Origin of the sequence: Sinorhizobium fredii USDA 257 (genome assembly GCF_000265205.3) — a bacterium.
Lineage (GTDB): Bacteria > Pseudomonadota > Alphaproteobacteria > Rhizobiales > Rhizobiaceae > Sinorhizobium > Sinorhizobium fredii_B.
The window spans coordinates 5,461,565-5,482,970 of sequence record NC_018000.1 but is presented as its reverse complement, the minus strand read 5'-3'; the positions used below and the strand labels follow the sequence as shown (position 1 = coordinate 5,482,970).

15 protein-coding genes are annotated in these 21,406 nt (G+C 63.2%); 4 read left to right on the top strand and 11 right to left on the bottom strand.

Annotated features, from left to right (window positions below):
- Positions 1-201: 201 nt before the first annotated feature.
- Both gltB and USDA257_RS25750 read left to right on the top strand, forming a co-directional pair.
- Positions 202-4,926, top strand: a complete 4,725-nt coding sequence (gene gltB / locus USDA257_RS25755) for a glutamate synthase large subunit (protein ID WP_014765920.1) — start codon at positions 202-204, stop codon at positions 4,924-4,926.
- A 100-nt stretch (positions 4,927-5,026) separates the two neighbouring features.
- Complete coding sequence (locus USDA257_RS25750) at positions 5,027-6,484, top strand: glutamate synthase subunit beta (RefSeq protein WP_014765919.1); 1,458 nt, start codon at positions 5,027-5,029, stop codon at positions 6,482-6,484.
- Between the two features lie 289 nt (positions 6,485-6,773).
- Here USDA257_RS25750 and USDA257_RS25745 read toward each other — a convergent pair whose 3' ends face one another.
- Positions 6,774-8,030, bottom strand: coding sequence for an SGNH/GDSL hydrolase family protein (locus USDA257_RS25745; RefSeq protein WP_014765918.1), 1,257 nt, complete (start codon positions 8,028-8,030; stop codon positions 6,774-6,776).
- A gap of 104 nt (positions 8,031-8,134) precedes the next feature.
- Entirely contained in the window at positions 8,135-9,352 is a 1,218-nt protein-coding gene (locus USDA257_RS25740; protein WP_014765917.1) for a lytic murein transglycosylase, read from the bottom strand.
- 301 nt (positions 9,353-9,653) lie between these two features.
- Between USDA257_RS25740 and galU the strand changes: the two genes are divergently transcribed.
- On the top strand, positions 9,654-10,541 hold the full coding sequence (galU, locus tag USDA257_RS25735) for a UTP--glucose-1-phosphate uridylyltransferase GalU (RefSeq protein WP_014765916.1): 888 nt from the start codon (positions 9,654-9,656) through the stop codon (positions 10,539-10,541).
- Positions 10,542-10,631: 90 nt separating this feature from the next.
- Here the strand turns inward: galU and USDA257_RS25730 are convergent, their stop codons facing one another.
- From USDA257_RS25730 to USDA257_RS25720, 3 genes are all read right to left on the bottom strand, one after another.
- Positions 10,632-12,074 carry an outer membrane beta-barrel protein gene (locus USDA257_RS25730; RefSeq protein ID WP_014765915.1) on the bottom strand — a complete coding sequence of 481 codons (1,443 nt, stop codon included), beginning with the start codon at positions 12,072-12,074 and terminating at the stop codon, positions 10,632-10,634.
- Between the two features lie 104 nt (positions 12,075-12,178).
- Positions 12,179-12,634 carry an NfeD family protein gene (locus USDA257_RS25725; protein WP_014765914.1) on the bottom strand — a complete coding sequence of 152 codons (456 nt, stop codon included), beginning with the start codon at positions 12,632-12,634 and terminating at the stop codon, positions 12,179-12,181.
- A 10-nt stretch (positions 12,635-12,644) separates the two neighbouring features.
- A complete protein-coding gene (locus USDA257_RS25720; protein WP_014765913.1) occupies positions 12,645-13,637 on the bottom strand; it encodes an SPFH domain-containing protein in 993 nt (330 codons plus the stop codon).
- A gap of 337 nt (positions 13,638-13,974) precedes the next feature.
- Between USDA257_RS25720 and USDA257_RS25715 the strand changes: the two genes are divergently transcribed.
- On the top strand, positions 13,975-14,433 hold the full coding sequence (locus tag USDA257_RS25715) for a LytS/YhcK type 5TM receptor domain-containing protein (protein WP_014765912.1): 459 nt from the start codon (positions 13,975-13,977) through the stop codon (positions 14,431-14,433).
- Here USDA257_RS25715 and USDA257_RS25710 read toward each other — a convergent pair.
- The 6 genes from USDA257_RS25710 to USDA257_RS25685 all read right to left on the bottom strand — a co-directional run bounded on the left by USDA257_RS25710 (position 14,387) and on the right by USDA257_RS25685 (position 21,353).
- Entirely contained in the window at positions 14,387-14,836 is a 450-nt protein-coding gene (locus tag USDA257_RS25710) for a glutaminase (RefSeq protein ID WP_014765911.1), read from the bottom strand. The genes USDA257_RS25715 and USDA257_RS25710 overlap by 47 nt on opposite strands.
- Before the next feature lie 89 nt (positions 14,837-14,925).
- On the bottom strand, positions 14,926-15,918 hold the full coding sequence (gene hemH / locus USDA257_RS25705; RefSeq protein ID WP_041414668.1) for a ferrochelatase: 993 nt from the start codon (positions 15,916-15,918) through the stop codon (positions 14,926-14,928).
- Between the two features lie 157 nt (positions 15,919-16,075).
- Positions 16,076-17,953 carry a bifunctional metallophosphatase/5'-nucleotidase gene (locus tag USDA257_RS25700; RefSeq protein ID WP_014765909.1) on the bottom strand — a complete coding sequence of 626 codons (1,878 nt, stop codon included), beginning with the start codon at positions 17,951-17,953 and terminating at the stop codon, positions 16,076-16,078.
- Between the two features lie 224 nt (positions 17,954-18,177).
- Positions 18,178-18,540: an outer membrane lipoprotein Omp10 gene (gene omp10 / locus USDA257_RS25695; RefSeq protein ID WP_014765908.1), complete on the bottom strand. Its 363-nt coding sequence runs from the start codon at positions 18,538-18,540 to the stop codon at positions 18,178-18,180.
- Positions 18,541-18,844: 304 nt separating this feature from the next.
- On the bottom strand, positions 18,845-20,296 hold the full coding sequence (locus USDA257_RS25690; protein WP_014765907.1) for a homospermidine synthase: 1,452 nt from the start codon (positions 20,294-20,296) through the stop codon (positions 18,845-18,847).
- A 145-nt stretch (positions 20,297-20,441) separates the two neighbouring features.
- Positions 20,442-21,353: a heme-dependent oxidative N-demethylase family protein gene (locus tag USDA257_RS25685; RefSeq protein WP_041414666.1), complete on the bottom strand. Its 912-nt coding sequence runs from the start codon at positions 21,351-21,353 to the stop codon at positions 20,442-20,444.
- Positions 21,354-21,406: the final 53 nt, after the last annotated feature.

Here is a 21,406-nt window from a genome sequence, read left to right as displayed (position 1 = left end):
GGCCGGATTTCATTCGGTCGTGACGCCTGCCATCAGGATGGTCGTGGACATTCGTGCCTGATGCAGCCGCGCTTCATTTGCGACCTGATCAGGATCATGCGACGATAATGCCCCGGCTTGCCGCGATGCGAAACGCAGGACGGCGATAGGCGCGCGGGCCGCGGCATGCCCGGAATTCCGGGTGCAACAGGAGGGAAGACGATGACGGATCATTCGCCATCACAACAGATTGGGCTCAACCTCGCGCAGAATGCTGCGACGGCTGTGAAAACGCCCGCATTCCCCTCCGGTCTGCCGCGAAAACAGGGCCTTTATGATCCGCGCAACGAACACGACGCCTGCGGCGTCGGCTTCGTCGCGCATATGAAAGGGGAGAAGTCGCACCAGATCGTGCGCGACGGCCTCTTCATGCTCGAAAACCTGACGCATCGCGGTGCGGTCGGCGCCGACCCGCTGATGGGCGACGGCGCGGGCATTCTCGTGCAGATTCCCGACCGCTTCTTTCGCGAGGAGATGGCCGGCCAGGGGGTTACCCTGCCCAAGGCCGGCGAATATGCCGTCGGCTATCTCTTTATGCCGCGCGACGACAAGCTGATCGCCCATTTCAAGGAGGTGATCAGCGAAGTGGTCGCCGAGGAAGGTCAACACCTGCTCGGCTTCCGCGACGTTCCGGTCGACAATTCATCGCTCTCCAAGGCGCCCGACATCGCTGCCACAGAGCCGCACCACGTGCAAGTCTTCATCGGCGCCGGCCGCGACGCCGCCACCAACGCGGAATTCGAGCGGCGCCTGTTCACGCTGCGCAAGGTGATCTCCAACCGCATCTATGCGGAGGCGGATGGTGGCGATCTCGGCTTCTATGTCGTGTCGCTGTCGACCTCGACCATCGTCTACAAAGGCATGTTCCTCGCCTACCAGGTCGGCGCCTACTACAAGGACCTCGCCGACGAGCGGTTCCAGTCGGCCGTAGCGCTGGTTCACCAGCGATTCTCGACGAACACCTTCCCGTCCTGGAAGCTGGCGCATCCCTACCGCATGGTCGCCCACAACGGTGAGATCAACACGCTGCGCGGCAACGTCAACTGGATGGCGGCGCGGCAAGCGTCGGTTTCCTCGCCGCTATTCGGCGACGATATCTCGAAGCTCTGGCCGATCTCCTACGAGGGCCAGTCCGACACCGCCTGCTTCGACAACGCGCTGGAGTTCCTGGTGCAGGGCGGCTATTCGTTGGCGCATGCGGTGATGATGCTGATCCCGGAGGCCTGGGCCGGCAACCAGCTGATGTCGCCGGAGCGCAAGGCGTTCTACGAGTATCACGCGGCGCTCATGGAGCCGTGGGACGGACCGGCGGCGGTTGCCTTCACCGACGGCCGCCAGATCGGCGCCACGCTCGACCGCAACGGTCTACGCCCGGCGCGCTACATCGTCACCAGCGACGACCGCGTCATCATGGCATCTGAAGCCGGCGTGCTGCCGGTCGATGAAGACAAGATCGTCAAGAAGTGGCGCCTGCAGCCGGGCAAGATGCTGCTGATCGACATGGAAGAGGGCCGTATCATCTCCGACGAGGAGGTGAAGTCGTCGCTTGCCGGCAAGCATCCCTACCGCCAGTGGCTCGACGATACCCAGCTTATCCTCGAAGACCTGAAGCCGGTCGAGCCGCGGGCGCTGCGCCGCGACGTATCGCTTGTCGATCGCCAGCAGGCCTTCGGCTACACCCAGGAAGACACGAAGCTGCTGATGTCGCCGATGGCGACGACCGGTCAGGAAGCGATCGGCTCGATGGGCACCGACACGCCGATCTCGGCGATGTCCGACAAGCCGAAGCTGCTCTACACCTATTTCAAGCAGAACTTCGCCCAGGTCACCAACCCGCCGATCGACCCGATCCGCGAGGAACTGGTGATGAGCCTCGTCTCGTTCATCGGCCCGCGGCCGAACATCCTCGACCACGCCGGCATGGCGCATGCCAAGCGGCTGGAAGTCCGCCAGCCGATCCTGACGAACGGCGACCTCGAGAAGATCCGCTCGATCGGCCACACGGAAGACCGCTTCGACACGAAGACGCTCGACTTCACCTACGACATTTCGCGCGGCGACGAAGGCATGCCGGAAATGCTCGACCGGCTCTGCGAGCGGGCCGAAGCGGCGGTCAAGGGTGGCTACAACATCATCGTGCTCTCCGACCGGCAGGTCGGTCCGGATCGCGTCGCGATCCCGGCACTGCTCGCCACCGCGGCGGTGCATCACCACCTGATCCGCAAGGGCCTGCGCACCTCGGTCGGCATCGTGCTGGAATCCGGTGAACCGCGCGAGGTGCATCACTTCTGCCTGCTTGCCGGCTATGGCGCCGAGGCGATCAACCCCTATCTCGCCTTCGACACGCTCGTCGACATGCACAAGCGCGGCGAGTTCCCGAAGGAGGTCGACGCCAGCGAGATCGTCTACCGCTACATCAAGGCGGTCGGCAAGGGCATCCTGAAGGTCATGTCCAAGATGGGGATCTCGACCTACCAGTCCTATTGCGGCGCGCAGATCTTCGACGCCGTCGGCCTCTCGTCGAAGCTGGTCGACAAGTATTTCTTCGGCACGGCGACGACCATCGAGGGCATCGGCCTCGAGGAGATCGCCGCCGAGACGGTGGCGCGTCACAAGGCTGCCTTCGGCGTCGATCCGGTGCTGGCCAACACGCTCGACATCGGCGGCGAATACGCCTTCCGCATGCGCGGCGAGAGCCATGCCTGGACGCCGGACGCGATTGCTTCGCTGCAGCATGCGGTGCGCGGCAATGCCGAGGATCGCTACCGCGAATTCGCCGAGATGGTGAACGCATCGGCGCTGCGCATGAACACCATCCGCGGCCTCTTCACCCTCAAGAGCGCCGAGGCCGCCGGCCGCCAGCCGGTCCCGGTCGACGAGGTCGAGCCGGCAGTCGAGATCGTCAAGCGCTTCTCGACCGGGGCGATGTCCTTCGGCTCGATCAGCCGCGAGGCGCATACGACGCTCGCTAAGGCGATGAACCGGATCGGCGGCAAGTCGAACACCGGCGAGGGCGGCGAGGAAAGCGATCGCTACCTGCCGCTGCCGGATGGCTCGATGAATCCGGAGCGTTCGGCGATCAAGCAGATCGCCTCCGGCCGCTTCGGCGTCACCACCGAATATCTGGTCAATGCCGACGTCCTGCAGATCAAAGTGGCGCAGGGGGCGAAGCCCGGTGAGGGCGGGCAGCTGCCCGGCCACAAGGTGGATGCGACCGTCGCCAAGACGCGTCACTCGACGCCGGGCGTCGGCCTCATCTCGCCGCCGCCGCATCATGACATCTATTCGATCGAAGATCTGGCGCAGCTGATCTACGATCTGAAGAACGTCAATCCTGAGGCCGATGTCTCGGTCAAGCTGGTATCGGAAGTCGGGGTCGGCACGGTCGCGGCCGGTGTCGCCAAGGCGCGCGCCGACCACATCACCATCGCCGGTTTCGACGGCGGCACCGGGGCTTCGCCGCTCACCTCGCTGAAGCACGCCGGCAGCCCCTGGGAAATCGGCCTTGCCGAAACCCAGCAGACGCTGGTGCTGAACGGCTTGCGCTCGCGCGTCGCGCTGCAGGTCGACGGCGGCCTGAAGACCGGCCGTGACGTCGTCATCGGCGCGCTGCTCGGCGCGGACGAGTTCGGCTTTGCCACCGCTCCGCTGATCGCGGCCGGCTGCATCATGATGCGCAAGTGCCACCTGAACACCTGTCCGGTCGGCGTTGCCACCCAGGATCCGGTGCTTCGGAAGCGTTTCAAGGGTACGCCGGAACACGTCATCAACTACTTCTTCTTCGTGGCCGAAGAGGTGCGGGAAATCCTCGCCTCGCTCGGGGTCCGCAAACTCGACGACATCATCGGCGCTTCGGAGCTGCTCGAGCGCGACCGAATGATCGAACATTGGAAGGCCAAGGGCCTCGACTTCTCGAAGATCTTCCACAAGGTGGAAGCGCCGAAGGAAGCGACCTACTGGACGGCCCGTCAGAACCATCCGATCGACGACATTCTCGACCGCAGGCTGATCGAGAAGGCCAAGCTCGCGCTCGAGACCAAGGTGCCGGTGGCATTCGAGGCGGAGATCAAGAACGTCGACCGTTCGGCCGGCGCCATGCTTTCCGGTGCGCTCGCCAAGCGTTGGGGCCACAAGGGCCTGAAGGACGACACGATCCATGTGACCCTCAAGGGCACGGCTGGCCAGTCCTTCGGGGCGTTCCTGGCGCGCGGCATCACCTTCGATCTCGTCGGCGACGGCAACGACTATGTCGGCAAGGGCCTTTCCGGCGGGCGCATCATCGTCCGGCCGCCGGAAAACACCAGGATCGTGCCGCACCAATCGATCATCGTCGGCAACACCCTGCTCTACGGGGCGATCTCGGGCGAGTGCTACTTCAACGGCGTCGCCGGCGAACGCTTCGCAGTGCGCAACTCCGGCGCGGTGGCGGTCGTCGAGGGCGTCGGCGACCACGGCTGCGAATACATGACGGGCGGTGTGGTCGTCGTGCTCGGCAGTACGGGGCGCAACTTCGCGGCCGGCATGTCCGGTGGCGTCGCCTATGTTCTCGACGAGGAAGGTGACTTCGCCCGCCGCTGCAACATGGCCATGGTCGAGCTGCAGCCGGTGCCGGAGGAGGACGACATGCTGGAGAAGCTGCACCATCACGGCGGCGACCTGATGTACAAGGGACGGGTGGACGTCTCGGGCGACATGACGCGCCATGACGAGGAGCGGCTTTATCAGCTCATCTCCAACCACCTGCACTTCACCGGTTCGCCGCGTGCCAAGGAGATCCTCGAACACTGGGCGGATTACCGGCCGAAATTCCGCAAGGTCATGCCGGTCGAATACCGCCGTGCGCTAGAGGACATGGAGCGCATGAAAATGGCTGAAGCGGCCGAGTAACCGGCTCTGAAAGAGCGGCCCCCGATCCGGTTCCGGTGCGGGGGTCATCACGCGCGCGCCGAGGCGCGCCTGTTCAGATTGAAATTATCAGGATCGTAAGATGGGCAAGGTTACTGGATTTCTCGAGATCGACCGGCAGGTAGCGAAGTACCAGCCGGCGTCCGACCGCATCCGCCATTTCCGTGAATTCACCATTCCGATGTCCGAGCAGGAAGTGCAGAAGCAGGCCGCTCGCTGCATGGACTGCGGCATTCCTTACTGCCATGGGCCGACCGGGTGTCCGGTACACAATCAGATCCCGGATTGGAACGATCTCGTCTATAACGGCAATTGGGACGAGGCGATCCGCAACCTGCATTCGACCAACAACTTCCCGGAGTTCACCGGCCGCGTCTGCCCGGCGCCGTGCGAGGAAGCCTGTACGCTGAACCTCGAAGACGTGCCGGTGGCGATCAAGACTGTCGAGCAGGCGATTGCCGACAAGGCCTATGAGATGGGCTACATCGTGCCGCAGCCGGCCGTGACCAAGACCGGCAAGAAGGTGGCGGTCATCGGCTCCGGCCCTGCTGGCATGGCGGCCGCCCAGCAGCTCGCCCGCGCCGGACACGAGGTCCATGTCTACGAGCGCGAATCGAAGCCAGGCGGTCTGCTGCGCTACGGCATCCCGGATTTCAAGATGGAGAAGAACTTCATCGACCGCCGCGTCGAGCAGATGAAGGGCGAAGGCGTGACCTTCCATTGCGGCGTCAATGTCGGCGTCGACGTGGCGGTGCAGACGCTTCTCGATGACAATGACGCGGTGCTCTATTGCGGCGGCTCCGAGACTCCGCGCGATGCCGGAATTCCAGGCGTCGAATTCATCGGCGTGCACGACGCCATGCCCTATCTGGTGCAGCAGAACCGCCGCGTCGGCCGCGAGAACATCGACAGCGTCGGCTGGCCCTCCGAGCCGATCCTTGCCGGCGGCAAGCATGTTGTGGTCGTCGGCGGCGGCGACACGGCCTCCGACTGCGTAGGGACCGCCTTCCGCCAGGGTGCCGTCAAGGTGACGCAGCTCGACATCCGCCCGCAGCCGCCCGAGAAGGAAGACAAACTCGCCGTCTGGCCGTTCTGGGCGACGAAGATGCGCACCTCCTCCAGCCAGGCCGAGGGCGCGGTCCGCGAATTCCAGGTTGCGACGCTCGAATTCGTCGGCGACGAGGATGGCAACCTGACCGGCGTCAAGTGCTGCCAGGTCGACGATCGCCGCAAGCCGATCGCCGGTACCGAGTTCATCATCAAGGCGGACCTCGCCTTCATCGCCATCGGCTTCCGCGGTCCCTTCACCGACAGCGTGCTCAAGGACCTCGGCGACAAGCTCTCGCTTAACACCGACCGGCGCGGCTCGACCAACGTCGTGGCGAACGAGCGGGACTACAGGACCTCGCTCGACAAACTCTGGACCGCCGGCGACGTCCGCCGCGGCCAGTCGCTCGTCGTCTGGGCGATCCGGGAAGGCCGCCAGGCGGCGCGAGCGATCGACGAGGCCCTGATGGGATCGACGCTGCTGCCGCGGTAGTCGGCTTAAACGCTCCATGCGGGTCTCGCAAATTGCGGGCCCTGCGTCTAAGTTGCCGCACCTCTCTAACCGCCGTCATCCTCGGGCTTGACCCGAGGATCCAAACACAAGGGGCTGCGCAAGGTTCGCTCCGAAATGTCACGAGCATGCGTAATGGGGAATCCTGGGGCATGGAGCCTCGGATCAAGGCCGAGGATGACGACCCTTGAGGTATGGCAAGCAACAATGTTCCGATCGTGAGCTTACGGCGTCGCGGCAGGCCCCTCTGCCGACAGGAAACGTCTAACACTCAGTCCCGCAACAGCGGATTGCTGATCACGGTTGCCGGTTTCGCAAGCCGGAAGTCGTCGACGCGTCCGACCGGTGCGGCCGGAACCTCGCCCTTTTCAACGAGCAGGTCTCTCGGGCTCTTGCCGGTCCCCTTCTGCGGCGCGCCTGCGCCCAGAAGTGCGGTTGCGCCGTCGAGCGCCGGATCGGTCACGCCGATCGGCGGCGTCTTGACGATATCCTCGTTGGCAAGCGGGGCCGTGACCACGAGATCCTTGAGGCCCTCGGCGCCCGGCACGTCCGCATCGGCGGCGGCCTCGCCGAGCAGCTTGCGGATGTCCTTCTCGACGTAGAAGGCGAGCTTGCGCTTGCCCGCCTTGGTCAGGTTGATGCCGTCGGAGCCGCGCAGGCGGACCTGCTGGCCGTTGATGTCGGAACCTGTCAGGACGAACTTGCCTCCCTCGTCGACGAAGCCGTCCCAGATGTCGATGAACTGCCCGCCGACCTTCTCCACCTCTTCGCGGTAAATGCCGTTGAAGGTGACCATGTCGGCGGTCATGGCGGTCGATTGGAAGGGCGGCATGCCGACCCAGAGAAGCGGCAGATTGTCCTTTCGAGCGAGAGCGGCAAGGGCGTTGACGCGCTTGCGGTATTCCGCCGTCCAGAGGTCGGTGCGCAACGTCTCCTTGGTCTCGCCGATCCGCATCATCTGCCGGTCATTGGCGCCTAGACTGACGACGATGACCGAGGGCTTGAGCTCCGCCATATAGCCCGGCAGGCTGTCCGGCCAATTGAAGTAGTCGTCGCGGACAAGGCCAGACGAGCCGTTGGCGCGCGTTTCGACAACGACGCCCGGCGTCATTTCGAACGCGGCCTTCAGGCCGTCGCCGAGACTTCCGGCAACGAAGTCGCCGACGACGAGCACCTTTTTCGCATCCGGCGATTTCTCGACCACGGCCGCCGGCGGGGGTGCATCGGCGACGCGCGGCTTGGCGCGCTGCTGTCGCGGCCGCTGCTGCTCGGCCGGCTGCTGCCGCCGCCTTTGTATGCGTCGCGGCCGCGGCTGGGTCGGATACTGGTTTGGATCCTCGTAATATGTCCGCCGCTGTGGGGCGAAGCCGCCGAAGAGCCGTTGCAACAGGGTGCGACGCGGGACCGGTTCTTGCGCCTCGGCCATGGTGGCAAAGAAGCCGGTGACCAGCATCGCCGCCGCAGCCGCGAAGACCGGCGCCAAACGCAGGAGAAGCGACCCTTTCCCGGCATCTCTGGTTATCAACATGATTACATCACCGTCGAATGGCAGGCGCTTTCATCATACGCCAATTCACGGCGACTTGGGATCGAATGATCGAAAATCGCCGTGGGAGATTGGCTGCAGAGCGGTCACTTGCGCAAGGCGCGCAGCAGATTCTGCGTCGGTTCACCGTCGGTGGGCAGGCCGTTCTGCGCCTGGAAGGCCTGGATCGCGGCTTTCGAGCCGGAGCCGAAATTGCCGTCCACCTCGCCGTCGTAGTAGCCAAGTTCCTTGAGCCTGTTCTGCAGTTCGAACTTCTCGCTGATGTCGAGCGAACCGTCGGGCCGCGGCCAACGCTGCTGCATGCCGGCATAGCCGGCGATCTGGTCGGCGAGCAGCCCGACGCCAAGCGCATAGGAGTCCGACGCGTTGTAGCGCTTGATGACAAAGAAGTTCTTCGTCATCAGGAAGGCCGGGCCCCGGCCGCCGCCCGGCAGCTTGAGTTCGGCTCGCGTCTTGGAAGTGCTGAAACCCTTGCCGTTCGGGCGGAGGAAGCCAAGCGCGGCCCATTGGCCGAGCGTTTTCGTCTGGCCCGAATATTTCGCCGCATTGGCTGGCGCCACGACCTCGTAGCCCCAGGTCTGCCCGGCCTGCCAGCCGTTCTTCTTCAAGAGGTTCGCAGCCGTGGCCAGCGCATCGGGAACCGAATTCCAGATGTCGCGATGGCCGTTGCCGTCGGCGTCGACCGCGTAGAGCAGGTAGCTGGTCGGGATGAACTGCGTATGCCCCATGGCGCCGGCCCAGGAGCCGGTCAGCTCGCGCGGGGTGATGTCGCCGCTCTGCAGGATCTTCAAGGCCGCGATCAGCTGAGTCCTGGCAAATTTCGCCCGCTTCGGATCGGCATAGGCAAGCGTTGCGAGCGCGCGCGGCACATAGTGCAGCCGATCGTCCTTCTGGAGGACAGCGCCGTAGTTCGACTCCATCGACCAGATCGCCAGCAGGATGGTCCTGTCGACGCCAAAATGCCGTTCGAGCGAGTCGAGCGTGCGCGCGTGCTTGGCTGCCATCTCCTGGCCAATGCGCCTGGTATACGGATTGACACGCGAGTCGATATATTCCCAAATCTTGTGCTTGAACTCGGGCTGGAAGTTGGCTTTTTCAATGACGGCCGGGTCGGGGGTCTTCACGCCGGCGAAAGCCTTACGGTAGGTCGCCTGGGTGATCCCGCTCTTGGCCGCCGTTGAGTAGAAGTTGTTGATCCAGTTCTGAAAACCTTGATCCGCGCGCGCGGCCGAGGGACCAAGCGCGGCGACAACGACGAGAGCGGCGGCGATATGTCGGAAGAACGTCCTGCGGTTTCTGATCATCTGCTGTCGGTTCCGTTTCTCGGCGGAGCATTCAGCCAGCGTTCATGCCGGACGGATTACTCCGGGTTTTGCAAATGTTGCCCGCAGCGGGCCGCTTGAGGGGCAGCATGCGGTCCTTCGTGAGGCCGAGCGGCAGCAGCCGTTTCGGGTCAGTGAGAAGCCTACAGAAACGAAGTCAACAAAGTCTTTACCATGAAATTCCTGAGTCGTCTTCCTTCGCAAAAAATGGCAAATGACGGCTAATTTCGATTCCAATTCGCCTGTTTCAGGCTAGACCGAGGTCCACTCCGAGGAGGTGTTCATGACCGAGAAGCGTAAAGTCCGCAAAGCCGTGTTCCCCGTTGCAGGCCTGGGGACGCGTTTTCTTCCCGCCACCAAGGCGGTGCCGAAGGAAATGCTGACGGTGGTGGACAAGCCGGTCATCCAGTATGTCGTCGACGAAGCACTGGAAGCGGGGATCGAGCATCTGATCTTCGTGACCGGTCGCAGCAAGGCGGTCATCGAGGATTATTTCGACATCCAGGTCGAGCTCGACCAGACGCTGCGCGAGCGCAACAAGAAGGCGGAGATCGAGCTGCTCGAAGCCATGCTGCCGCAGGCCGGCACAACGAGCTTCACCCGCCAGCAGGCGCCGCTCGGCCTCGGCCACGCGGTATGGTGCGCGCGTGAACTCGTCGGCAACGAGCCTTTCGCGCTGCTTCTGCCCGACATGATCATGAAGGGCGAGAAGGGTTGCCTCAAGGGCATGGTCGAGCTTTACGAGCACAGCGGCGGCAATGTCATCGCCGTCGAGGAGTGCGCCCCCGACCAGGCGCACAAATACGGCATCGTCGGCGTCGGCGACACGGTCGGCGACGGTTTCAAGATTACCAAAATGGTCGAGAAGCCGGCCCCCGGCACGGCGCCGTCCAACTTCTTCATCAACGGCCGCTATATCCTGCAGCCGGAAATCTTCCCGATTCTCGAGCGGCAGGAACGCGGCGCCGGCAACGAGATCCAGTTGACCGACGGCATGGTGAAGCTTGCCGAGGCGCAGCCTTTCGCCGCCTATCATTTCCGCGGCGAGACTTTCGACTGCGGGGCGAAAGACGGCTTTATCCTCGCCAATGTCGCCTTCGCGCTCGAGCGCGCCGATATTCGTCCCACGGTCGAAGGGCCGCTCAGGTCGCTGCTACAAGGATTGAAGTGAGCTTTTTGCTCAGGCGAAATTCGAACGATCGAGACTGGCCGCGTCCTCAGCCGCGGCCTTTCTTCTTCTGAAGGAGGACTCCCGCTTTCCTCAGCGCCGCAAAGTCAAGCCGACGCCGACGCGGGTCGTGTCGCTCGCAGGGCCGACATCCCTGTTCGTGCGCTCGTAGCTGACGTCACCGGTCAGGGCGAGATAGCGGCTCATATCCCACGTCAGACCGGCGCCGGTCCGCCAGGTGGCCTCGTCGGCGGCGGCGGCATCCGCGGGAAAATCGCGCAATGTCAGGCTGTTCGACAGTGTCGCGACCAGCGTCGAACGCAGCTGGTGGGTGATGATATTCGTCAGCTCGTAGTTGATCGATCCCGGGTTGCCTGCTGTCGTGGACGGGTCGAGGTAGGTCAAGAGACCGAAGAGCACGTCGGTGCCGCGCTGCGGCGACCAGTTGATCCGCCCGTCGACCGAAAGGCCGCTGAGGTCGCCGAGCCGCTTATCGTCAAAACGAAACGTTTCGTATCCCATCGCCAGCTCGCCATTGAGCTTCTCGCCGAGGTCGACCTCCATGCCGCCGCGGCCCGCATAGCTCACGTAAGAGCGCTCGAAGCCGAGCGTATCGCGCCGCAGATCGTAGATGGAGTTGCCGACCGAGGCCTCGAGGAAGGGGATAAGTGCCGGCGAAAGCTCGTAACCGAGGCGGCCGGTGAGCGTGCCGGTATTGCGGTTGCGGTCCTCCTGCGACAGCGTCGTTCCGTTGTCGAGCTCGACATCGCCATAGGTCTGCCGCTCGAAATCGAGGCCGACGGAGCCGCGAATGAGGCCTAGGTCGCGCTCGACCGCAGCGCCCAGCCGATAGGTGTCGACTGCCGATTGCTCCTCGGCATTGGCTATGGCGTTTGGATCATTGGCGTCCTCGCGCTCGAAACTGTAGCCCGCGCTCAGTCTGGCAATTGTTTCGTTGCTCAGGTCGAGACGCAATTCCGCATCGACGTCGGCGCGCGGCTCTTCCTCGCCTTCGCCCGATATGTTCTCCTGCAGCACACCTTCGCCGGTCACGCTCAGTTGGTGGCGCGACCAGTCCGATATGAGCGACCCTTTGAGGCCGGTCTCGAGAAAGCTTCGGCTCTGGCTCGTCCTGCCGTTCTTCTGCCGTTCATGGTTGAAGGTTTCGCTGAGTGCCGGCTTCAGCACGAATGTGCCGATGCGGATGCCTTGCGCCTGACCGGCGTCCGGATCGATGCGCGCGCGAAGACCGTCGAGCGTCTCCTCGCGCCGGTTGAGGCGGTTGAAATCCTCGTCCAGCGCCGGTGGGAGGTCAGCGGCCGCAACGGCGGCTGTCGTTTGAGGATCGGTGATAGCCGGAAAGGCCACCGCCTCAGTCGCAATGCCCGTCACCGCGGCGTCCTTGGCTCCCGACACATCAAGGCTCTGCGTAGCCGCCGGGCTCGCGGCAAGAAAGGCATAGCTCGCCAGAAGCCAGAGTCGCTTTCTCGCAAGCAATGCGCCCGCCGTGATCGAGCGTGAAAAACTGGGCGCCATCTACCGTCTGTCCGCGAACCTGATTACAATCGTTTCGCAATCGTAAAGGCACGTGGTTAAGCAATCGTTTCTTAAGGGAAATCGGCTGCGGGACAATACCAGCGTCAGGCCGGCTCGACGGTCAGCTGTCGGCCGCTGCTGGCGACGATGCGCACGCGGGTGCCGGCGGGCAGGTCCGGCCCCTCGACGGCCCAGGTCGTGTCGTCGAGGCGGACGCGCCCTCGGCCCTCGGCGATCGGCTGCTCGAGCACGGCGGTGCGGCCGATGAGGCTCTCGCCGCGCTTGTTGAGCAAGGCCTCGTCGCTTTCCGACGAAGAGACGACGAAGCGCCGCCCGATTATCACCGAGACGAGCGCGAGCAGCGAGAAGACGACGAGTTGCACCTCCCATACCCAGAAGCCCATGTCCCATAAGACGAGCGACAGGGCGCCGGTGAGGAGCGCCGCCAACGCGATCCACACCAGGAAGACCCCTGGTAGGATCACCTCCGCCGCCAGCAGCAGGAGGCCCAGGGCCCACCAGCTCCAGGGGCCGAGCTCGAGGGCGATGCGCTGGATCATCGAACGATCCTCATGCGTTCTCGACGGGGCCGGACGCGGGGCCAGTGCGCGGCGTCGACTGACGGGGGCGGGAGGGGCCGGGCGCCTGACCGTCGCCGAACACTTCCCTGGCGATCGCACCGATGCCGCCGAGCGAGCCGATCAGCGAGGATGCCTCCATCGGCATCAGCACGATCTTCTGGTTGTTCGCGGTACCGATAGAGGCCAAAGCCTCGGTGTATTTCTGCGCGACGAAATAGTTGATGGCCTGCACGTCGCCTGCGGCGATTGCTTCCGAGACGACCCGGGTCGCCTTGGCCTCCGCTTCCGCCAGTCGCTCACGCGCTTCCGCCTCGCGATACGCCGCTTCCCGTTGGCCCTCCGCCTCGAGTATCGCCGACTGCTTCGCGCCTTCGGCGCGCAGGATCTGCGCATTCCGGCTGCCTTCGGCTTCGAGCACCTGTGCGCGTTTCTCGCGCTCGGCCTTCATCTGCCGGGCCATGGCCTCGACCAAGTCGGTCGGCGGGGCGATATCCTTGATCTCGACACGGGTGATCTTGATGCCCCATGGATTGGCGGCCTCGTCGACGACGCGGAGCAGCCGGTCGTTGATCGTATCGCGGTTGGAGAGCAATTCGTCGAGATCCATCGACCCCATGACCGAGCGGATATTGGTCATTGTCAGGTTGAGAAGGGCGTTCTCGAGATTGGAGACCTGATAGGCGGCCTGGGCGGGGTTCAGCACCTGATAGAAGGCGACGGCGTCAGCCGATACGCTGGCATTGTCCTTGGTGATGACCTCCTGGGTCGGCACGTCGAGCACCTGCTCCATCACGTTCATCTTGGCGCCGATGCGATCGAAATAGGGAATGATGAAGTTCAATCCGGGGTCTATGGTCCTGATGTAGCGGCCGAAGCGCTCGATCGTGTAGCGGTAGCCCTGCGGGACGGTCTTGACGCCGGCGAAAAGCGTGAAGAAGACAAGTACGACAAGCGCAATGACCGCGTAATCCAAGCCGCCCACGGATAACCCTCCCTCTTTGCAACTCCAGGATTTGGAGTGCTGCCCGCGATATCACGTGGCGATTCGCGGAAATATTTCAAGCGGCATGCCGACATTGCCCTGTCGGCGTATTCAGGCCGGCTGGCGGCGGTTCGGACTTAATAGAGCTCAAACCAGTTGTCGTCTAACATCGATCTTCTGAATGTAGTGAAAGGCCGAACGCAGCGCGATGAATGGCATCTGGGGGCAATTTGTTGACGATCTGGCATTTGTGAGCCTGGCAATCTCGGTCTGGGCGCATCTGTCGATCTGACTGCGGCGGCGCTTTGTCGGGCATGAGAAGGTCCTGTTCGGGCTGATGGCGGGCGTTGCATCGATCAGCTCGATCCTGCTCGCCGTGGAATTCAGTCCCGGCATCCATATGGACCTGCGCTTCGCGCCGCTGGCGCTTGCCGGCATGTTCGGCGGACCGATCGCCGCGGCGCTCAGCGCACCTCTAGCGAGTATTTTCCGTGTGGGGCTCGGCGGCATTGCCGCTACCGATCGAGTGGTGGCGATCGTGGCCGTCACCGGCATGGGCCTGAGCGTCAATCTCATCATGAAGAAGAGATCGCCGGGGCTTCTGCACGTCATCGTGCTCGGCACGGCGGTGGGCAGTCTCCTGACCGTGCTGATGGCGGTGCTGCCCACCCTGTCGAAGGTTCATGCCTGGACGGCGCTCGGCCTGCCGATGGCTGGGATGAACTGGGCGGCGATCATCGTCTGCGGTTTCATCGTGCTGACGACGCAGCATCTGGAGCTCGAGCGCAGACATTGACCATCGGATTGCTGCGTCCTTCCGCGTTGCGCTCGATGCCGGCAATAGAGTTGAATGCGTAGCCGGTCGCATTGACGCCAATCCGCTCACGCGCGCCGGTTGCGCCGATCACATCGCAGATCAATGCAAAGATGAACGGCTTGGACACGATCATGATGGTGAATTCGTGTTCCGCATCTCCGACCGCAAACACGCGCCCATCCACGCTCACGACGCAAATTCCGAACAGATTGTTCGGAACGCGGGCAAGCGCCGGATACACTTGGGAGTTCTGCCCCAGAGTGACTGACCCGAAGCGTTCGTGGGCTTGCGTTACCAGACGTGCGACGTGATCGGACGGCGGAAGGCTCCCTGTCGAGACATAGGAGCTCTGAGGGTCAAAGAAGGGGTCCAGTAGCTCCATGTGCCTTCCTCAACGACTGGGCGGCCAAGGTCACGCTACGTTCAACTTTGCGGTGCATCCTACCTCAGAAGACCCGTGCAAGCAATACGCTACAACCAGCCCTCGAGTTCGCGGCGCACGACGTGGTTCAGCACTGCCATGCCCTCGGGGCCGTCGTTCAGGCAGGGGATGTGGGTGAATTTCTCTCCACCATTGTGGTGGAAGCTTTCGGCTGCCTGGCCGGCGATCTCCTCGAGCGTTTCCAGACAGTCGGAAACGAAGCCGGGATTGATGACGGCGATGCGTTTGACGCCCTCCTTGGCGAGCTTCTCGACCGTCGCGTCCGTATAGGGCTGCAGCCATTCCTCCGGGCCGAAGCGGGACTGGAACGTCACCTGCAGCCTCTCCTTCGACCAGCCGAGCTTGTCGCGCAGCAGCCGCGCCGTCTTCTGGCACTGGCAATAATAGGGATCGCCGAGCTCGAAATAGCTCTTCGGGATGCCGTGGAACGACGCCAGGACCACGTCCGGCCGCCAGTCGAGGGTCGCCAGGTGGCGCTCGATCGAGGCGGCGAGCGCATCGATATAGACCGGATCGTCGTGATAGGGCGGAGCGGTTCGCAGCGCCGGCTGCCAGCGCATCTTCAACAGGGCCTCGAAGGCCTTGTCGTTGACCGTGGCGGTCGTCGCCGCCGCATATTGCGGGTAGAGCGGAAATACGAGGATGCGGTCGCAGCCTTGTTTTTGCAGCGCCTCCATGCGCGAGGCAATCGACGGCTGGCCGTAGCGCATCGCCCAATCGACGATGACGTGCGGATGACCGGCAAACGTCTCAGCCATCAGCGCCGCCTGGTTGCGGGTATAGGTGCGCAGCCAGCTTTCGTTCAGTTCCTTGTTCCAGATCAGCTCATAGGCCTTGCCGACCTTCTGCGGCCGTGTGTTGAGGACGATGCCGTAGAGGATGGGATACCAGAAGAGACGCGACCACTCGATGACGCGCCTGTCGCTCAGGAATTCACGCAGGTAGCGGCGCATGGAGGTGTAATCGGTGCCGTCCGGCGTGCCGAGATTGACCAGCAGGACACCGACTTTCCCCGATTTCACGGGGGGTGAGCGGCGGCGGTCGGCTCGGCGGTTGCTTCTGTCATCGTCTTCCTCATGGCGCCTATATGTCCAGCGACGCCTCAACTTTCAAATCCTTCTAAAAAGAAAAGCCGGCGCGGGAAAGCCCGCACCGGCATTGCAAGCGAGGCAGATTGTCTTACTTCGCCGGAATCTCCAGTTCCCGCCCGATGTGCAGCGCCCGCGGCTCGGGGTCACCGTTGGCCGCCGCGATCTTCTTCCACTCGAAGCCGTTGCCGTAGAAGGACTCGGCGAGATCCCAGAGCGTGTCGCCCCTGGCGATCACGTGCTTCTGCGGACCGCCGGCGGGCGTCGCCGTTTCGGCCGAGGGCTTTGGCGCAGGTGCGGCGGCAGCGCTCTCGGCCGGCTTGGTTTCCGCAACCGGTTCCGACGTCGTCGTGCCGGCCGCAGCGGCGACCTCGGAGATGCGATCGTCCGTATAGGGCTTGAATGGTTGATGAGCGGCGAGATAGTCGGCCAGCACCGTTTCCAGACCCGGGCCGTAGTCATAGGCGTTTTCGCCCTTGGCCTTGAAGACGGCGTAACCGTCGCCGCCGCCGCGCATGAAGTTGTTGCTGACGAGCGAATAGGTCTTTTCCGGCTCGAGCGGCTTGAAGGCGTCGCCCTCCTTCACTTCGACCGAAACCACCCGGCTGCCGGCCGGCTTCGAACGATCGAAGGAAAACTTGAGGCCGGCCACCTGCGGGAAGCGACCGCCGCCTTCCTCGACCTGGCTCACGCCGTTCTCCAGCGCTGCGCGAATATCGGCGCCTTTCAGCTGAAACGTCGCGACGGTGTTCTGGAAGGGCAGCACCGTGATCACCTCGCCCATCGTCACGTCGCCGGCGTCGATCGAGGCCCTGAGGCCGCCGCCATTGGTGACGGCGATCGTCACACCCTGGCCCTTGACGCGATCCAGCATGGCGTCGGCGACGAGGCTGCCCATTTCGCATTCCTTCGCGCGGCAATTCTCGCGCGATCCGTCGATCGGCGCTTCCGTCTTGGCGACGACCTTGGACCTCAGCTCCTCGATCGGCTTGGCAAGCTCCTTGACGCGCGAGACCACGGCTTCGTCCGGCTTGATCGAGGAGTCGACAAGGATCGGATCGCCCTTTGCGGCCTTGACCACGCCATTGTCGTCGAAGGTGACGACGAGGTCACCGAGATACTTGCTGTAGGAACCCGCCTGGACCACCGGCACCTTGTAGCCGCCCGGGTTGTCGACCATCGTCGGATAGGGCCCCTCGGCCTTTTCGTCGGTGTTGGAAAGAAGGCTATGGGAATGGCCGCCGACCACGACATCCACATCCGGGATTTTCGCGATGGCCGCAAGGTCGCGCGGATAGCCGACATGGGTGAGCGCGATGATCTTGTCGACACCCTGTTTCTTGATCTCCTCGATCGCGCTGGTGATCGTCGCCACGTCCTCGCCGATCAGGATGTCGGGCCCAGGCGAAGAGAGTTCCGGCGTGTCGTTGGCGACGGCGCCGACAATGCCGATCTTCTCGCGGCCGACGTCCAGCACGAGCGACGGCTTGATCCGGTCGCCGATCTTCGACTTGTGGCTCGGCAGCACGTTGGCGGTCACGACGGGGAAGGTGACCTTGTCGAGGAAGCTTGCGAGTCCGTCCTCGGCTTCGTCGAACTCATGGTTGCCAACGGTCATCGCGTCGAACTTCATGAGGTTAAGGAATTCCGCTTCGACGGTGCCCTTGTAGGTCGTGAAGAACAGCGATCCTTGAAAGTTGTCGCCGGCATTGAGCAGAAGCACGTTCTTGCCGGTGAGTTCCTGGCGCTTCTGGTCGATCAGCGTCTTCAGGCGGGCGACGCCGCCAAAGCACTCGTTCTTGCCCTCCTCCTCGGCCGAGCAGGTCGAATCGAATTTGTTGATTGACTCGATGCGCGAGTGAAGATCGTTGATATGCAGGATGTTCAATTCGTAATCGGCGAAGGCGGCGCCCGATGAAAGGGCGAGAAGCGATGCGGTGATAAGACCGGTCCGCATGTATTTGGTCATGATGTTCTCCTGTTGCCTGTCGTCTTCAGCCGATTGCAAGCCTCGAAGGAAACCTTTCCTGTCGAGGTGGTTTTCGCAGGCCGGATGTTTTCATCAGTCGCGCCCGACTTCAAGCGCTAAACGCGCGCCTTCTTTGCCGGATTCGAAGTAGGGTTAAGCCGGCTTCAGAAACAAAGAAGCCCCCGGATGGGGGCTTCGAAGGCATGTCGTTTTCTGATCTTTGCTCAGCCCTGGCGGGCGAGCGAGAACTGGGCGCCCGCATCGGTCGTGCAGTTCAGCTGCGTCGGCGCCACCATCGCGCAATTGACCCTGGACTGGGTGTTTCGCACCAGCGAGGTCATGTTGATCTCGACGAGGGTCGGGCTGACATTCACATAGGTGCCGGAAGCGAGAAGCTGGTTGGTGTCGGTGGTGCGCGTCGAGAAGGTGCCTCCGGCGAAGGTGGAGACAATGCCGTTCGGATCCACCCAGGATCCTTCCACGCCGCCCGCCCGGGCCTGCGGTGCTTGCCGGATCTGTGGGGACGACTGACATGATGCAAGCGCCGTGGCGGTTGCCAGGACGATCATTATGGCGAGTGGCTTCATCGGCGTTTCTCCCGCGTCACGAGTTGAAGCGGGATGCAAACGCAATACCGCTACAGACTTCTGCTCGTCCCCGCTCTACCCCATAATTCGTTCCGCCGGAACCGGCTTAACGGCAAATTGAGCAGCGGAGCAACGTTCTGGGGCGACTTTGTGCGCCCGGCGTTGCACTCAAGCCGCAGAGGCATTCGTTTTCGAGAAAGACAAGTCCCGATCCTAGGTTGCAGGCAAGAGCAGGAAGCGGCGACCGCGGCGCGAATATCGCGGTAGAGGCGCCCGGAACCAGAGAGCTCCGGGCGCGATCGACTTAGCGGACAAGGATGTTCTTGAACTGCCAAGGATCCTTGGTGTCGATGTCTTCGGGGAAGAGACCGGGACGACCGTCAAGCGGCGTCCAGTCGGTATAGTGGCCTTCGACCGGACCGAGATAGGGGAGCTGCACTTCGAGGCAGCGCTTGTAGTCCATCTCGTCGGCCTCGACGATGCCGGCTTTCGGATTCTCCAGCGCCCAGACCATGCCGGCGAGAACGGCGCTCGTCACCTGCAGGCCGGTTGCGTTCTGATAGGGAGCGATGCGGCGGGTTTCTTCCAGCGAAAGGCGCGAGCCGTACCAATAGGCGTTCTTGTCGTGGCCGTAGAGCAGCACGCCGAGTTCGTCGATGCCGTCCTCCAGTTCCGTCTCGTCCAGGACGTGATGCACCGGTTGCGGCGTGCCGCCGTTGCCGAACATCTCGTGCAGCGACAGTACCGCGTCGTTGGCCGGGTGATAGGCATAGTGGCAGGTCGGCCGGTAGCTGACGTCGCCATTCTTGTCACGGACGGTGAAGAAGTCGGCAATCGAAATCGATTCATTGTGGGTGACGAGGAAGCCGTATTGCGGACCCGGCGTCGGGCACCAGCTGCGCACGCGGGTGTTCGCGCCCGGCTGTTCGAGATAGATCGCCGCCTGACAGCCCTTCTTGTGCTTCCTGGCGTTCTTCGGCATCCAGGCCTCGTGGGTACCCCAGCCGAGTTCGGCCGGCTGCATGCCTTCCGAGATGAAGCCTTCGACCGACCAGGTGTTCCAGAAGACGTTGAGCGGCTTTGGGTGCTTGGTGCGCTGGGTGTCCCGCTCGGCGATGTGGACGCCCTTGACGCCGGTCTTCCTCATCAGCTTGGCCCAGCCTTCACGGTCGTCCTGATGCGGCTCCTCGTATTTCAGGCCGAGGTCGTCGGCGAGGTCGAGCAGCGCCTTCTTGACGAACCAGGAGACCATTCCCGGATTGGCGCCGCAGGTCGAAACCGCCGTCGTGCCGCCGGGGTTCTTTTCCTTCTCGCGGCGCATCGTCTCGCGAAGCGCGTAGTTGGTACGCGCGGCATTGTCCATTTCCGGGTCGAAGTAGAAGCCGAGCCACGGCTCGACGACCGTGTCGATATAAAGCACGTCGAGCTTGCGGCAGAGCTTGATGATGTCGAGCGAGGAGGTGTCGACGGAGAGGTTGACGCAGAAGCCCTGGCCGCCGCCTTCGGTCAGCAGCGGCTTCAGGAGTTCCTTGTAGTTGTCCTTGGTCACAGCAGCGCGGACGTGGCGCACGCCGTGGCGCGCAAAAATCTCCGTGTCCTTGGCGTCGTCACGGGGCTCCACCACGATCAACCGGCTCTTGTCGAATTTGAAGTGGCGCTCGATCAGCGGCAAGGTGCCGTGGCCGATCGAACCGAAACCGATCATGACGATCGGGCCGGTAATCTCGCCATAGACCGGGTAGCTGGTGTCTGCCATTTTTGCGTGTCTCCTGACAAAACGTCTCTAATTGCTGCTTGAACGCGCGCAGAAAAGCGCGCCCGGGAATTTCGCGTGAGGCCCTAGATCATAATTTCGTGTCACAATAAAGAGCCGGCGGGTCAATCGAGAATTCGGACTTTGCTTAACCGGCTATCGATAACAGGGCCGAGATCAGGGCCTCCCGCTTGCTGACGAGACCCTTGTAGGCTGCCTGCGGCAGCGTCAGCTCGTTCAATTGTCCGACGAAGGAACGGGCGAGGGCGGCCGCGTCGGGCCGATTCTTGAGTGCGGCAAGCGGATCGGAATAGATGCGGATGGTGAAAGCGATTGCGCCGGTCCGCGGCAGCTTGCGCAGCGTCTGTCTTTCGATGCGGATGAAGGTGCCGTCCTCGGTCAGTTGGGCCGGCTCGGCGCCGATGCCTTCCGCCTTCGACTTCGGCAGATGCAGGGCGCCGTCGACATTGACGGCCCAGTTGAAGCGCTCGACGAAGCGGGCTGGAGAGAGATTGTCGAACATGCGGGCGATCAGGTCCGCATTGCGGCTTCCCCTTTCGAAGCCCGGCACCGGCGCGTGAATCTCGTCGATCGACCGGCCGAACTTTTCGGCGAGAGACCAGGAAGATGGAAAGGCGACATAGGCGGCGGTAAGGTGCCACTCTTCCGCTTTGCGCTCCATGACCGCCAGATCGTCCTGGATCAGCGACCCGGCGACTACCAGAGGGGCGTCGTCGTCGAGCGCCACACGGCGGCCGCCGGCGATCATCGCGCCGTTCTCGCGCCGGTAAACCTGCGGGTAGCGGCGCGGGAGATAATCGGTCAGAAAATCGAGGAGCTCCCGCTGGGCAGCCTCCGTCCCGGATTCAGCCGCGAAGACGGTTTCGCGACTTGCCGCCAGCAGCCTGGCCTTTTCACCGAGATAGAAGTCAAGCGCCTCGTCCGGCTCGATCCATCGCTCGGGTTCGAGTTGCGTGAGCCCGATCGTGAAGGGCTTCGACGAGCCGTCGTAGGGCGTGTGCTTCATATGCGAATTCGGCACTTTCTGCGGCTTAACCATTTTCCCTTCGGTACACATGTTGTACGACTTGCCACAAGCTTTTCGTGCTATAG

Coding starts and splice junctions, on each gene's coding strand:
- gltB (WP_014765920.1), top strand. CDS start 202: ATGACGGATCATTCGCCATCACAACAGATTGGGCTCAACCTCGCGCAG.
- USDA257_RS25750 (WP_014765919.1), top strand. CDS start 5,027: ATGGGCAAGGTTACTGGATTTCTCGAGATCGACCGGCAGGTAGCGAAG.
- USDA257_RS25745 (WP_014765918.1), bottom strand. CDS start 8,030: ATGTTGATAACCAGAGATGCCGGGAAAGGGTCGCTTCTCCTGCGTTTG.
- USDA257_RS25740 (WP_014765917.1), bottom strand. CDS start 9,352: ATGATCAGAAACCGCAGGACGTTCTTCCGACATATCGCCGCCGCTCTC.
- galU (WP_014765916.1), top strand. CDS start 9,654: ATGACCGAGAAGCGTAAAGTCCGCAAAGCCGTGTTCCCCGTTGCAGGC.
- USDA257_RS25730 (WP_014765915.1), bottom strand. CDS start 12,074: ATGGCGCCCAGTTTTTCACGCTCGATCACGGCGGGCGCATTGCTTGCG.
- USDA257_RS25725 (WP_014765914.1), bottom strand. CDS start 12,634: ATGATCCAGCGCATCGCCCTCGAGCTCGGCCCCTGGAGCTGGTGGGCC.
- USDA257_RS25715 (WP_014765912.1), top strand. CDS start 13,975: ATGGCGGGCGTTGCATCGATCAGCTCGATCCTGCTCGCCGTGGAATTC.
- USDA257_RS25710 (WP_014765911.1), bottom strand. CDS start 14,836: ATGGAGCTACTGGACCCCTTCTTTGACCCTCAGAGCTCCTATGTCTCG.
- USDA257_RS25700 (WP_014765909.1), bottom strand. CDS start 17,953: ATGACCAAATACATGCGGACCGGTCTTATCACCGCATCGCTTCTCGCC.
- omp10 (WP_014765908.1), bottom strand. CDS start 18,540: ATGAAGCCACTCGCCATAATGATCGTCCTGGCAACCGCCACGGCGCTT.
- USDA257_RS25690 (WP_014765907.1), bottom strand. CDS start 20,296: ATGGCAGACACCAGCTACCCGGTCTATGGCGAGATTACCGGCCCGATC.
- USDA257_RS25685 (WP_041414666.1), bottom strand. CDS start 21,353: ATGGTTAAGCCGCAGAAAGTGCCGAATTCGCATATGAAGCACACGCCC.